This is a genomic window from Sulfitobacter sp. 1A12779, from assembly GCF_043557315.1.
GTDB classification, from domain to species: domain Bacteria; phylum Pseudomonadota; class Alphaproteobacteria; order Rhodobacterales; family Rhodobacteraceae; genus Sulfitobacter; species Sulfitobacter faviae.
This window is the reverse complement of record NZ_JBIFFU010000007.1, coordinates 159,552-173,258: the sequence shown is the minus strand read 5'-3', so window position 1 is coordinate 173,258 and position 13,707 is coordinate 159,552. Positions and strand designations below refer to the sequence as shown.

General features: G+C 63.2%; 15 protein-coding genes. 14 read left to right on the top strand and 1 reads right to left on the bottom strand.

Annotated features, from left to right (window positions below; all coding sequences use genetic code 11):
• Positions 1–237: 237 nt before the first annotated feature.
• The 14 genes from rpsM to ACGYLQ_RS10485 all read left to right on the top strand — a co-directional run bounded on the left by rpsM (position 238) and on the right by ACGYLQ_RS10485 (position 13,088).
• Positions 238–606 (top strand): 30S ribosomal protein S13, encoded by a 369-nt coding sequence (gene rpsM, locus ACGYLQ_RS10550; RefSeq protein WP_067263150.1) that lies wholly within the window; start codon positions 238–240, stop codon positions 604–606.
• Positions 607–621: 15 nt separating this feature from the next.
• Complete coding sequence (gene rpsK / locus ACGYLQ_RS10545; protein ID WP_067263152.1) at positions 622–1,011, top strand: 30S ribosomal protein S11; 390 nt, start codon at positions 622–624, stop codon at positions 1,009–1,011.
• A 114-nt stretch (positions 1,012–1,125) separates the two neighbouring features.
• The gene (locus ACGYLQ_RS10540; RefSeq protein WP_007118862.1) at positions 1,126–2,142 is read left to right on the top strand and encodes a DNA-directed RNA polymerase subunit alpha; all 1,017 of its coding nucleotides are present in this window, start codon (positions 1,126–1,128) and stop codon (positions 2,140–2,142) included.
• Between the two features lie 163 nt (positions 2,143–2,305).
• Positions 2,306–2,722, top strand: coding sequence for a 50S ribosomal protein L17 (rplQ, locus tag ACGYLQ_RS10535; protein WP_067263154.1), 417 nt, complete (start codon positions 2,306–2,308; stop codon positions 2,720–2,722).
• 114 nt (positions 2,723–2,836) lie between these two features.
• Positions 2,837–4,210, top strand: a complete 1,374-nt coding sequence (locus ACGYLQ_RS10530; RefSeq protein ID WP_394442859.1) for a trypsin-like peptidase domain-containing protein — start codon at positions 2,837–2,839, stop codon at positions 4,208–4,210.
• A gap of 1 nt (position 4,211) precedes the next feature.
• Positions 4,212–5,519, top strand: a complete 1,308-nt coding sequence (locus ACGYLQ_RS10525) for a replication-associated recombination protein A (RefSeq protein WP_394442856.1) — start codon at positions 4,212–4,214, stop codon at positions 5,517–5,519.
• A 31-nt stretch (positions 5,520–5,550) separates the two neighbouring features.
• A complete protein-coding gene (locus ACGYLQ_RS10520; protein ID WP_322328384.1) occupies positions 5,551–5,904 on the top strand; it encodes a CrcB family protein in 354 nt (117 codons plus the stop codon).
• Complete coding sequence (locus ACGYLQ_RS10515; protein ID WP_394442853.1) at positions 5,901–6,947, top strand: RluA family pseudouridine synthase; 1,047 nt, start codon at positions 5,901–5,903, stop codon at positions 6,945–6,947. Before ACGYLQ_RS10520 ends, ACGYLQ_RS10515 begins: the two co-directional genes overlap by 4 nt.
• Positions 6,944–7,627 (top strand): HAD-IA family hydrolase, encoded by a 684-nt coding sequence (locus ACGYLQ_RS10510; RefSeq protein WP_394442850.1) that lies wholly within the window; start codon positions 6,944–6,946, stop codon positions 7,625–7,627. The genes ACGYLQ_RS10515 and ACGYLQ_RS10510 overlap by 4 nt, the downstream gene beginning before the upstream one ends.
• On the top strand, positions 7,624–8,337 hold the full coding sequence (locus ACGYLQ_RS10505; RefSeq protein WP_394442847.1) for an ATP12 family chaperone protein: 714 nt from the start codon (positions 7,624–7,626) through the stop codon (positions 8,335–8,337). Before ACGYLQ_RS10510 ends, ACGYLQ_RS10505 begins: the two co-directional genes overlap by 4 nt.
• A gap of 193 nt (positions 8,338–8,530) precedes the next feature.
• Entirely contained in the window at positions 8,531–9,547 is a 1,017-nt protein-coding gene (locus tag ACGYLQ_RS10500; protein ID WP_209218372.1) for an amino acid ABC transporter substrate-binding protein, read from the top strand.
• Positions 9,548–9,789: 242 nt separating this feature from the next.
• Positions 9,790–11,004, top strand: coding sequence for an amino acid ABC transporter permease (locus tag ACGYLQ_RS10495; protein ID WP_067263100.1), 1,215 nt, complete (start codon positions 9,790–9,792; stop codon positions 11,002–11,004).
• 3 nt (positions 11,005–11,007) lie between these two features.
• Positions 11,008–12,306, top strand: a complete 1,299-nt coding sequence (locus ACGYLQ_RS10490) for an amino acid ABC transporter permease (RefSeq protein WP_394442844.1) — start codon at positions 11,008–11,010, stop codon at positions 12,304–12,306.
• Positions 12,307–12,320: 14 nt separating this feature from the next.
• Positions 12,321–13,088 (top strand): amino acid ABC transporter ATP-binding protein, encoded by a 768-nt coding sequence (locus ACGYLQ_RS10485; RefSeq protein ID WP_067263096.1) that lies wholly within the window; start codon positions 12,321–12,323, stop codon positions 13,086–13,088.
• Positions 13,089–13,150: 62 nt separating this feature from the next.
• On the opposite strand, the gene ACGYLQ_RS10480 is transcribed toward ACGYLQ_RS10485, so the two are convergent.
• Positions 13,151–13,645 (bottom strand): SixA phosphatase family protein, encoded by a 495-nt coding sequence (locus tag ACGYLQ_RS10480; protein ID WP_394442841.1) that lies wholly within the window; start codon positions 13,643–13,645, stop codon positions 13,151–13,153.
• Between the last annotated feature and the right edge of the window lie 62 nt (positions 13,646–13,707).

The following is a 13,707-nucleotide window of genomic DNA, read 5'->3' as shown; positions in this document are numbered from 1 at the left end:
GTGCTTTCCTTTGTCTTCGCGCTGCCGATCGGCGCAGAGTTTTGTGCGGGCCTTGACGCCCTGCACAAAACCTCATAGTCACCCCTATCTCGTAAGAGAATCAAATTGCGGCAAGGGTTTCGCCCAACCCCGCAAGATCACCTGATCAGCCTTAGCCCGATGGTCTTACCGCCTCGGGCTTGTGTTGTGAAAAAAGGGTCTGGAATCACGGACCCGCAACGAAAAGGAATAGCTAACGTGGCACGTATTGCCGGCGTAAACATCCCGACTGCAAAGCGGGTTCCCATCGCCCTCACCTATATCACCGGTATTGGCAGCTCCTCCGCCAAGGCCATCTGCGAAGCTGTCGGCATCGACGAGACCCGCCGGGTCAACGAACTGTCCGACGCCGAAGTTCTGGCCGTGCGTGAGCACATCGACGCCAACTACACCGTCGAAGGCGACCTGCGTCGTGACACGCAGATGAACATCAAGCGCCTGATGGACCTCGGCTGCTACCGTGGCCTGCGCCACCGTCGCAACCTGCCGGTTCGCGGCCAGCGCACCCATACCAACGCACGCACACGCAAAGGCCCCGCGAAGGCCATTGCTGGCAAGAAGAAATAAGGGAGGGTCCGATCAATGGCACGCGATAAGACACGCACCAAGCGTAAGGTCTCCAAGAACATCGCCGCAGGCGTGGCGCATGTGAACTCGAGCTTCAACAACACCAAGATCCTGATCTCGGACGTGCAGGGCAACGCGATCTCCTGGTCGTCCGCCGGCACCATGGGCTTCAAGGGCTCGCGCAAGTCGACCCCCTATGCCGCCCAGATGGCCGCCGAAGACGCGGGCCGCAAGGCGCAGGATCACGGCGTCAAGACGCTGGAAGTCGAAGTGCAGGGCCCCGGTTCGGGCCGCGAGAGCGCCCTGCGCGCCCTGGCTGCCGCCGGTTTCAACATCACCTCGATCCGTGATGTGACCCCGATGGCCCACAACGGCTGCCGCCCGCCGAAGCGCCGCCGCGTTTAAGCCGGGATTGTTTTACATGGGGTCGCGCCTTGCGTGCGGCCCCATACCGCTTTTCAGAAACCTCGAGCGTTTGTGTCATTTGGACATGAGGCACAAACAAGGATGGAGGGACGCATGATCCACAAGAATTGGGCTGAATTGATCAAGCCGCAACAGCTTGACGTCAAGCCGGGCAACGACCCCGCACGTCAGGCGACCGTCATGGCCGAACCGCTGGAGCGGGGCTTCGGTCTGACCCTCGGCAACGCGCTGCGCCGCGTGCTGATGTCCTCGCTGCAGGGCGCGGCGATCACCTCCGTGCAGATCGACAACGTGCTGCACGAGTTTTCCTCCGTCGCCGGTGTGCGCGAAGACGTGACCGACATCATCCTGAACCTCAAGGGTGTCAGCCTGCGCATGGAAGTCGAAGGGCCCAAGCGCCTGTCGATCTCCGCCAAGGGTCCGGGCGTCGTCACCGCCGGTGACATCTCCGAATCCGCCGGCATCGAGATTCTGAACCGCGAGCATGTGATTTGCCACCTCGACGATGGTGCGGACGTCTACATGGAGCTGACCGTTAACACCGGCAAGGGCTATGTCTCCGCCGACAAGAACAAGCCGGAAGACGCGCCCATCGGTCTCATCCCGATCGACGCGATCTATTCGCCTGTGAAGAAGGTCTCCTACGACGTGCAGCCGACCCGCGAGGGGCAGGTGCTGGATTACGACAAGCTGACCATGAAGGTCGAGACCGACGGCTCCATCACGCCGGACGACGCCGTGGCCTTCGCCGCGCGCATCCTGCAGGACCAGCTTGGCATCTTCGTCAACTTCGACGAGCCGGAAAGCGCCTCGCGTCAGGACGACGACGACGGTCTAGAGTTCAACCCGCTGCTGCTGAAGAAGGTCGACGAGCTGGAGCTTTCGGTCCGTTCGGCGAACTGCCTGAAGAACGACAACATCGTCTACATCGGCGACCTGATCCAGAAGACCGAAGCGGAAATGCTGCGCACCCCGAACTTCGGCCGCAAGTCCTTGAACGAGATCAAGGAAGTGCTGTCGGGCATGGGTCTGCACCTTGGCATGGACGTCGAAGACTGGCCGCCAGAGAACATCGAAGACCTCGCCAAGAAGTTCGAGGATTCGTTCTAAGATACGGTGCCCGGAAACTTTCAAAGTTTCCGGGGCCGATTTCTTTTAAAGAAATCGGGTGCCGTTACGACCGGGCGCATGCCCCAAGGAGAGCTCGTGACACGCATCGCGGGCCAGACAAAGCAAAACCGCCCGTAGAGGGCATCACGATTGGAGTAAGACAATGCGTCACGCACGTGGATACCGCCGCCTGAACCGTACACATGAACACCGCAAGGCGCTGTTCTCGAACATGGCAGGCTCGCTCATCGAGCATGAGCAGATCAAGACCACCTTGCCGAAAGCCAAGGAACTGAAGCCGATCATCGAAAAGATGATCACCCTCGCCAAGCGCGGCGACCTGCACGCCCGCCGTCAGGCCGCGTCGAAGCTGAAAGAAGACCAGTATGTCGCCAAGCTGTTCGACGTGCTGGGCCCGCGCTACAAAGACCGTCAGGGTGGCTACGTCCGCGTTCTGAAGGCCGGCTTCCGCTATGGTGACATGGCGCCGATGGCGATCATCGAATTCGTCGACCGCGACCGCGACGCCAAGGGTGCCGCCGACAAGGCGCGTCTGGCCGAGGAAGAAGCGGCGGAATAAGATCCCCGCCATCGTTATTTGGAAAGCCCCGCCCTCGGCGGGGCTTTTCTTTTGCGGGGGAGGCTGGCGGAAAACGCAGTTGCACCGGCCCCACTCCCTGCGCATATCTGGGGCATGAGAACCCTTTTCCTGCTCTTGATGCTGCTCTGCGGCCCTCTGGCCGCACAGCAGGTGCCAAGCTCCGCCGCGCAGCTGCAACTGAGCTTCGTGCCGCTGGTCAAACAGGCCGCGCCCGCGGTGGTCAACATCTACGCCCGCACCATCACCAAAGCCCGCCGCACGCCGCTGCAGGCCGACCCCTTTTTTGAGCGTTTCTTCCGCGATCCTTTCTCCGAGCGGCCCCGGGTGCAGAACTCGCTCGGCTCGGGCGTGATCCTCTCGGCCGACGGCATCGTGGTGTCGAACTACCATGTCGTTGGCACCGCCACCGATATCCGCGTGGTGCTGAACGACCGGCGCGAGTACAGCGCCCGGGTGCTTTTGGGTGACGCCGACAGCGATCTGGCGATCCTCAAGCTCGAGGGCGCCGAGGGCCTGCCCTTTCTCGAGTTGCGCGACAGCGACGCGGTAGAGGTGGGCGAGTTGACGCTGGCCATCGGCAATCCCTTCGGCGTGGGCCAGACCGTCTCGAGCGGGATCGTCTCCGGGCTGGCGCGCTCGGGCGCGGCAGGAGGCGGCGGGCAGGGCTATTTCATCCAAACCGACGCGCCGATCAATCCCGGCAATTCCGGCGGGGCGCTGATCGATATGGGGGGAAGGCTCATCGGGGTGAATACCTCGATCCTGACCCGCTCGGGCGGCAGCAACGGCATCGGTTTTGCCATTCCCGCCGATCTGGTCGCCGCCTTCGTCGCACAGGCCCGCGCCGGGGAGACCGCTTTCCAGCGCCCTTGGGCAGGGCTTTCGGGCCAGCCGGTCGATGCCGACATGGCGGGGCCTTTGGGGCTGGACCGTCCGGGCGGCATCATCGTGTCCGGGCTGCATCCCGCCAGCCCCTTCAACGGCGCGGGGCTGAAGGTCGGCGACGTGATCATCAGCGTTGACGACCAGCCGGTGAACACGCCCGCCGAGATGATCTACCGCATGTCGGTGGCAGGTCTGGGCCATTCCGCCCGCGTGGGCGTCATGCGCGAAGGGCGGCTACAGGAGGTGACTGTGGCCCTCATCTCTGCGCCCGACGTGCCGGACCGGGCCGAGGTCACCTTGGGCGCGCGCAGCCTGCTGCCCGGGCTCAAAGCGGCGCGGATCAACCCGGCGGTCATTGCCGAGATGAACTTGCCCTTGGAAAGCACGGGCGTCGTGGTGCTGGATGCCGGACGCTTCGGCCCACGCGTGGGGCTCAGCGATGGCGACGTGATCATTTCGATCAACGGCGTGGCGGTGGAAGATACCGCCGCCCTCGTGGCGCTGCTCTCGGGGCAGGTGCGCCGCATCCAGATGGTGATACAACGCGATGACCGGCGCATGGCGCTGCGGTTCAGGGGGTAGCGTGGCGGATCTGTTCGGAGAGACGGAAGAGGCGGAAGAGGGCGGTCACCGCCCCTTGGCCGACCGGCTGCGGCCGAAATCGCTTGGCGAGGTGATCGGGCAGGAAAAGGTGCTCGGCCCCGATGCGCCGCTTTCGGTGATGCTCGCCGCCGGCGCGCTGTCTTCGCTGATCTTCTGGGGGCCTCCGGGCGTGGGCAAGACCACCATCGCGCGGCTTCTGGCGGATGAGACCGATCTGCATTTCGTGCAGATCAGCGCGATCTTCTCGGGCGTGCCGGAACTGCGGAAGGTTTTCGACGCGGCCAAGATGCGCCGGCGGCAGGGGCAGGGAACGCTGCTCTTCGTCGACGAGATCCACCGTTTCAACAAGGCGCAGCAGGACGGGTTCCTGCCGCATATGGAGGATGGCACGATCCTTCTGGTCGGCGCCACCACGGAGAACCCGAGCTTTGAGCTCAACGCCGCTGTGCTCAGCCGCGCGCAGGTTCTGGTGCTGGAGCGCCTGCCGCATGGCGATCTGGAACGCTTGGCGCAGCGGGCCGAGCGCGAGCTGGGCAAGCCCCTGCCGCTTCAACCCGAAGCGCGTGAGGCGCTTTTGGAGATGGCCGACGGCGACGGCCGGGCGCTGCTCAATCTGATCGAGCAGGTGACCGCGTGGAAGGACGATGCCCCCCTCGACACGGCGGGCCTGTCGAAACGCCTCATGCGCCGCGCGGCGCAATACGACAAATCGGGGGATTCGCATTACAACCTCATTTCGGCCCTGCATAAATCCATGCGCGGCTCGGACCCGGACGCGGCGCTTTACTGGTTGGGGCGGATGCTGGAGGGTGGCGAGGACCCGCGCTACCTGATGCGGCGCATCACACGCATGGCGGTGGAGGATGTCGGCCTCGCCGATCCGCAGGCGCAGGCCTTCTGCCTTCAGGCATGGGAGACCTATGAGCGGCTCGGCAGCCCCGAAGGGGAGTTGGCCATCGCGCAGGCGCTGACCTACATCTGCCTCGCGCCGAAATCCAACGCCGTCTACAAGGCCTACAAGGGCGCGCGGCGTCTGGCGCGCAGCACCGGGTCGGAGCCGCCGCCGAAACATATCCTGAACGCGCCGACCAAGCTGATGAAGGAACAGGGATACGGTTCGGGCTATGCCTATGACCATGACGCCGAGGATGGGTTCTCGGGCCAGAACTACTTCCCCGACGCGATGGAGCGGCCCAGCCTTTACGAGCCGGTCGAACGCGGTTTCGAGCGGGAGTTGAAAAAGCGTCAGGATTACTTCGCCGGGCTGCGCGCCAAGCGGAAAACTTGACTCCGGGCCGCGCAGGCGCGATGGGGTGTCGATGATGAAAACACTGATCATGGTGGCGCTCGGCGGCGCTTTGGGGGCCTGTCTGCGCTACCTTGTCGGTCTGGCCGTGGGCTTTCCGCTGGGCACGCTGGCGGTGAATGTCGCGGGCTCGCTCGCCATCGGGGTGGTCTGGGTCACGTTCGCCGAAAAGGCGCTGCTGCTGCCCTTCCTGATGACCGGGCTGCTGGGCGGTTTCACGACCTTTTCGGCGTTTTCACTCGACACGTTGCGCCTGCTCGAGGCAGGCCGCGCCGCTGTCGCATTTTCATATGTGGGGGCCTCGGTGATCTTGTCGCTGGCCGCCTGTTTGCTGGGCCTCTGGTTGGCCCGAGAGGTATTGGCATGAGCCGCGTACAGACAGTGACCGTTGCCGAGGGCGATGGCGACCAGCGGCTCGACCGCTGGTTCAAGCGGATGTTTCCGCAGATCAATCAGGGCCTCATCGAGAAGATGTGCCGCAAGGGCGAGATCCGCGTCGATGGGGGCAGGGTGAAGGCGAATACCCGGCTCGAGGCGGGCCAGCAGGTGCGCGTGCCGCCGCTGCCCGATGCCGCGCCGCCCCCGCCGCCCAAGAGGACACGCATCACTGAGGCGGATGCCAAGATGATCCGAAACTGCGTGATCTACCGCGACGACCACGTCATCGCGCTCAACAAGCCCGCCGGGCTGGCGGTGCAGGGCGGTTCGGGGCAGGCCGACCGCCATGTCGATGCGCTGTCCGAGGCTTTGATCTTCGACGCCGAGGAAAAGCCGCGCCTCGTGCACCGGCTTGACCGCGACACCTCGGGCGTGCTGCTGCTGGCACGGACCCGCGCGGCGGCCAAGGCGCTGACGGCGGCGATGCGGCACCGCGAGACGCGCAAGATCTATTGGGCCATCGTCGCGGGCGTGCCGACGCCGTATTTGGGCGAGATCAAATACGGTCTGGTCAAGGCCGGCGGTCATGGTCGCAAGGGCGAGGGCGAGAAGATGGTCGCCGTGCACCCGCGCGACATGGACGACACGCCGGGCGCGAAACGCGCGCATACGCTTTATGCAACGCTGTTCCGCGTCGGCTCGCGCGCGTCTTGGGTGGCGATGGAGCCGGTCACGGGCCGTACCCACCAGTTGCGGGCACATATGGCCGAGATCGGGCATCCGATCGTCGGTGACGGCAAATACGGCGGCTCGGGGCAGGAGAACCTCGGCGATGGCTGGGGCGCGCAACTGGGCGGGATCATCTCGAAGAAGCTGCATCTGCACGCGCGGATGATGCGTTTCGAACATCCGCACACGCGCAAGGTGGTGACGATCACCGCCGAACTGCCCGATCATATGGCGCATAGCTGGGACACCTTCGGTTGGACCGAGGATCTCGCCGAAGAAGACCCTTTCGAGTCGCTGCAATGAGCAAACCGCTCCGTTTGGTGATCTTTGACGTCGACGGCACGCTGGTCGACAGCCAAGGCGATATCGTCGCGGCGATGACGTCGGCCTTTGCGGCTGTGCAGGCGCCCGCGCCAACGCGGGCCGAGATCCTGTCGATCGTCGGCCTGTCGCTGGATGTGGCGATGACGGTGCTGGCCCCCACGCGCCCGGCGGGGGATCACCTTGCGATGGTTGAAGCCTATAAGGCTGCCTATATGACGCTGCGGGCCGAGGCGGGCGTGGCGCAATCCTCGCCGCTTTACCCCGGCGCGGTTGAGACGTTGCGGCGTCTTCACGCAGAGCCGGAGGTGCTGTTGGGCGTCGCCACGGGCAAGTCGAAACGCGGGCTGGATAAGCTGATCGCCGGTCACGGGCTGGAGGGGCTTTTCATCACACAGCAGGTGGCGGATTTTCATCCCTCCAAGCCGCATCCGTCGATGATCCATCAGGCGATGGCCGATGCCGGGGTAGGGCCTGAGGCCACGGTGATGATCGGCGACACCTCTTTCGACATGGACATGGCCGCCGCTGCCGGGGTGACCGGGATCGGCGTCAAATGGGGCTATCACGGCCCGGAACGGCTGGCCGCCGCCGCGCATCTGGTCGAGGATTTCGCCGCGCTGCCCGCCCTGCTGGAACAAATCTGGAGCATTCCCGCATGAGTGACTGGAAAGCCAAACGCTTTTGGAAAGACGCCGCCGTGGTCGCGGTCGAAGACGGTTTCACCGTCGAGTTGGACGACCGCCGGGTGAAAACCCCGGCCAAACGCCCCTTGACCCTGCCGACCCGCGCCATGGCCGAGGCGGTGGCCGCCGAATGGCAGGCGCAGGAAAAACAGATCGACCCGCGTACCATGCCGGTGACCAAGACCGCCAATGCTGCGATCGACAAGGTCGCGGTGCAAAAGGCCGAGGTCGTCGAGATGCTCGCGGCCTATGGCGACAGCGATCTTCTGTGCTACCGCGCCGACAGCCCCGAAGGACTGGTCGCCCGGCAAGCGGCTGAGTGGGATCCGATGCTGGACTGGGCGGCGCAAACCCTTGGCGTGCGGTTGGAGACGCGGGAGGGCATTATGCATGAGCCGCAAGCGCCCGAAGCCCTGGCCGAGTTGCACCGGCGGACGGCAGCGCTCGATCCCTTTGAACTGGCGGCTTTTCATGATCTCGTCAGCCTCACCGGCTCGTTGATCCTTGGCTTTGCCGCGCTGGAACAGGCCTTTGACCCCGAGGAGATTTGGGCCCTGTCGCGGCTCGATGAGACATGGCAGGCCGAGCAATGGGGCCGCGATGACGTGGCCGAGCAAGAGGCCGAAATCAAGCGGCAGGCGTTTTTACATGCATGTGCAATAATAGTGCTTTGCAAAGCTGCTTAACTTGATAAAAGCTTTGCGACGCGATGTGAAAACCCGCCCTGATTTTGCCCATCGCGCCCTTGACCTTCAAACCTGAATCCGCCCACACTGCTTTTCATTGAGCAGGGGAAACCCTGCACAAGATCGCTTTCGGCGTCATCTGGCGTCGGATTAACCGCCAGTGAACGTGGCGGACTATCAGGAAGAGGTAAAAATGAAAAAAACCGTAATTTTTGGCGCGCTGACCGTTGCTGGCCTTGCGGCCGGCGCTGCTGGTGCCGCCACGCTTGATGACGTCAAAGCCCGTGGCAAGCTGAACTGTGGCGTGACCACCGGCCTTGCTGGCTTTGCCGCGCCGAACGCCAACGGCGAATGGGAAGGTTTCGACGTGGCCGTGTGCCGTGCCGTTGCCGCCGCCGTTCTGGGCGACAAGAACGCCGTGGAATTCGTGCCGACAACCGGCAAGACCCGCTTCACCGCGCTGGCTTCGGGCGAGATCGATTTCCTCGCACGTAACACCACATGGACCTTCAGCCGCGACACCGACCTGAAGTTCGACTTCATCGGCGTGAACTACTATGACGGTCAGGGCTTCATGGTCCCGAAGGCGCTCGGCGTTTCCTCGGCCAAGGATCTCGACGGCGCGACCGTCTGCATCCAGACCGGCACCACCACCGAGCTGAACCTCGCGGACTTCTTCCGCAAGAACAACATCAGCTACGAGCCGGTCCCCGTTGAAACCAACGCCGAAGGCCAGCAGCAGTACCTCGCCGGTGCCTGCGACACCTACACCACCGACGCATCCGGCCTTGCCGCGACACGCGCGACCTTCGAAAACCCCGATGAGCACGTGCTGCTGCCCGAGATCATCTCGAAAGAGCCGCTGGGCCCGCTGGTCCGCCACGGCGACAACGACTGGGGCGACATCACCCGCTGGGTGCTGAACGCGCTGATCGCTGCCGAAGAACTGGGCATCACCTCGGCGAACATCGAAGAGATGACCGGCAACACCAACAACCCCGAAGTTGCCCGCCTCTTGGGCACCGAGGGCACATTGGGTGAGATGATCGGCCTCGACGCCGACTGGGCCAAGCGCGCCATCATGGCCGAAGGCAACTACGGTGAGATCTTTGCCAAGAACATCGGCGAAGAGACACCCATCGGTCTGGCACGCGGGCTGAACGCCCAATGGACAGACGGTGGCCTGCTCTACGCACCGCCCTTCCGCTAAATCGCGAAGCGAGGGGCGCGGGAATTCCTGCGCCCCTTGCGCCTCTGGCCGGTGGGGCTGATCGCCTCTGGCCAACAAAAGCTCCCTACTGACAAGAAGAACGGTCAAAAAACGACTGACGAAACCCCAACGAGACAATAAAAACCCACGATCGAGATAAATCGATCTACGACCAAAAATGATTCGGCCAAGGTGCGCCAAATGCACCGATAAAAAACAAGCCGGAACACAGGGATACATACATGACGACATTCTCCGACCCTCCCAAGGCGTCGTTCCGGCCATCTATGCTGTTGAGCGATACCCGCTATCGGTCGATCACCTTTCAGGTGATCGCGCTGGCGCTGCTGGTCACGGCGATCTGGTATCTGGGATCGAACCTTGCCGCGAACCTGCGCGCCGCGGGTTTGAACATCTCTTTCCAGTTCCTCGGCAATCCAGCGGGCTATGACATCAACCAGACGCTGATCCCCTATACCAGCCAATCGTCGAACCTTCAGGCGGCTTGGGTCGGGATCATCAACACGCTGCTGGTGTCCTTCCTTGCCTGTGTCACGGCCACGATCTTTGGCGTCATCGCCGGGGTTCTGCGCCTGTCGAACAACTGGCTCGTGCGCAAGCTGATGGCCGGCTACGTCGAGATTTTCCGCAATATCCCGGTGCTGATCTGGATCCTGATCATCTACACCATCATGACCGCCGCGATGCCCGCGCCTTCGGCCTTCCGCGGTGACGATCCGGCCTCGACCATGATGCTGGGCTCTTTCGCCTTCACCAACCGGGGCGTCTATATTCCCGGGCCGGTCTGGGGGCCGGGGTCGATGATCGTGGTGGCGACCTTTGTCGCCTCGGTGATCGGCGTCTTTGCCTACCGCCGCTATGCGACCAAGCTGCTTTATGACACCGGTCGCCTGCTGCCGATGCTTTGGCCTTCGGTCGCGATCCTGTTGCTGCCGACGATCATCATGTTCTTCATCATGGGCATGCCGATCGGGCTCGACTATCCCGCGCTGAAGGGCTTCAACTTCCGCGGCGGCATCCAGATCGGCGCGCCGCTGATCGCTCTGTGGTTCGCCTTGTCGATCTACACCGGTGCCTTTATCGCCGAGAACGTTCGCGCCGGCATTCAAGCGGTCAGCAAAGGCCAGTCCGAAGCCGCTGCCGCCTTGGGCCTGCGGTCGGGCCGGATCATGAACCTTGTGGTACTGCCGCAGGCGCTGCGGGTGATCATCCCGCCGCTCATCTCGAACTACCTCAACATCACCAAGAACTCCTCGCTGGCGATCCTCGTGGGCTATGCCGACATCACCGCGACGCTGGGCGGGATCACCCTGAACCAGACCGGTCGGGCGATCGAATGCGTGGTTCTTCTGATGCTCTTCTACCTCGTCATCTCGCTGGGCATCTCCATGGTGATGAACGTCTACAACAACGCAACGAAGCTGAAGGAGCGTTAAGCCATGTCAGACACACATGCTGAATCCATCGCCTTCGTGCGTGAAACCTCGCTGCCGCCTGCGGCCCCGCCGGATAAGGTCGGCGGCCCGCTGAAATGGGTGAAGGACAACCTTTTCCCGACATGGGCGAATGCGATCCTGACGATTGTGGCGCTCTATTTCCTCTATCTTCTGGTCTCGGGCTCTCTGCCGTGGCTGTTGAACGGCGTCTGGTCGGCGAGCAGCCTGTCGGAATGTCGTGAGATTTTGGACGGCGCGACCGGGGCCTGTTTCTCGGTGCTGAGCGAGCGTTGGCATCAACTGCTCTTTGGCTTCAAATATCCCAGCGATCAATACTGGCGTCCCACCCTCGCGCTGGTGCTGCTGTTCCTTGCCGCGGCCCCCGTGCTCTTCATCGACCTGCCGCGCAAGCTGCTGCTTTTCACCGGCGTTTACCCGTTCCTTGCCTTCTGGCTGATCTGGGGCGGGCCGATCTGGGGGCCGATCTTCGCGCTCTTGGGCGTCGTGGCGGGCTATGTCGTCTATAGCCGTCTGGTGCAGAAGAGCTTTGCCATGGCGCTGGCGGGCGGCGGCGTCGCTGCGGTGATCGTCTGGTATATCGGCGGCTTTATTGGCGAGGCGCTGCGCCCTGCCTCGCCCCTGCTGCAAGCGATCCCCAGCCGTGACCTTGGTGGCTTCATGCTCAACATGATGCTGGGCATCACCTGCGTGTCGCTGTCGCTGCCCATCGGCATCGCGCTGGCGCTTGGCCGTCAGTCCCACCTGCCGATCGTCAAGGGCATCTGCGTGGTCTTCATCGAATTCGTCCGCGGCGTGCCGCTGATCACGCTGCTATTCGTGGCGAACGTGATGCTGGCCTATTTCTTCCCGCCGGGCTCGGGGGTGGACCTCTTCATCCGCGTGGTGATCATGATCACCATGTTCTCCTCGGCCTATATCGCCGAGGTGATCCGGGGTGGCCTCGCCGCGCTGCCGAAGGGCCAGTACGAGGCCGCAGACAGCCTTGGCCTCGACTACCCGCAGGCGATGCGGTTGATCATCCTGCCGCAGGCGCTGAAGATCTCGATCCCGGGCATCGTCAACATCGCAGTGGGCCTGTTCAAGGACACCACGCTGGTCTCGGTCATCTCGCTGTTTGACATCATCGGCATGATCCGCGGTCCGATCCTCGCCTCGACCGACTGGAACGGCGTCTACTGGGAGCTGTTCCTCTTTGCTTCCGTGCTTTTCTTCATCGTCTGCTACGGCATTTCTCAATACTCGCAGTGGCTGGAACGCCGTCTTGCGACTGACCATCGTTAAGGGAGGGTTCTCGCATGGCTGAGACCGCACAAATGAAAGTATCCGACGAAGTCGCGATCCGCATCGACAACATGAACAAGTGGTACGGGGCCTTCCACGTGCTGCGCGACATCAACCTGACCGTGCATCGGGGCGAGCGGATCGTGATCTGCGGGCCATCGGGCTCGGGCAAGTCGACGCTGATCCGCTGCATCAACGCGCTGGAAGAGCATCAGAAGGGCACCATTGAGGTCGATGGCACGCTGCTGAGCTCGGACCTCAAGAACATCGACAAGATCCGCTCAGAGGTCGGCATGTGCTTCCAGCACTTCAACCTCTTCCCGCATCTGACGATCCTTGAGAACTGCACGCTGGCGCCGATCTGGGTCCGCAAAACGCCCAAGAAGGAAGCCGAAGAAACAGCGATGCATTTCCTTGAAAAGGTAAAGATCCCCGATCAAGCCAATAAGTATCCCGGCCAGCTTTCGGGTGGTCAGCAGCAGCGTGTGGCGATTGCCCGTTCGCTCTGCATGCGCCCGCGGGTCATGCTGTTCGACGAGCCGACATCGGCGCTCGACCCCGAGATGATCAAGGAGGTGCTCGACACGATGATCGAGCTTGCCGAAGAGGGCATGACCATGCTCTGCGTGACCCATGAGATGGGTTTTGCCCGTCAGGTGGCGAACCGCGTGATCTTCATGGACGAAGGCCAGATTGTTGAGCAAAACGAGCCTGAGGCTTTCTTCAACAACCCGCAAAGCCCGCGCACGCAGCTGTTCCTGAGCCAGATTCTCGGGCACTGAACCGGGAAAATCGGACTAAGGTAAAACCTGCGCCCCGGCCATTCGGTCGGGGCGTTTGCGTTTCAAACCAGTTGTTTGGGGACGGTGAAGGCGTGCAGCACTCCGCTGCCGGGGGCCACATCGGCCCAGCTTTCAACCGCGAAATCCATCACCGTCGTCGCGCCCGAGGGATAGCGATCAAAGGCTTCCTGTTCGGGCGGCTGCTGCAATAGCCCTGCGGCGGCAGCGGCGATGCCGGGGTTATGCGCCACCAGCAGCAGGGTTTCGCCCGTGCCGCGCTGGCGCAGGCTGGTGATGATCTGATCAGGCTCGGCGAGGTAGAGTTCGCGCAGGTACTCCACCTCACAACCCTCAGGCAGCGCCAAGCGGGCGCAGGTTTCGCGGGTGCGGGCCGCCGTTGAGCAGAGCACCGCATCAGGCAGCAGCGCCTCTGTGCGCAGCCAATCGCCAAGGGCTTGGGCCGCCCCGCGCCCGCGGGCGTTCAGGGGGCGGTCGTGATCGCTGGTCCCATGGGACCAGTCCGATTTCGCGTGTCGCATCAGGATCAGGCGGCGCATGTCGTTCCTTTCACTGCTCGGCCCATCATAGGCGCGAAGCAGGGGCAGGGGGCAAGCGCTTT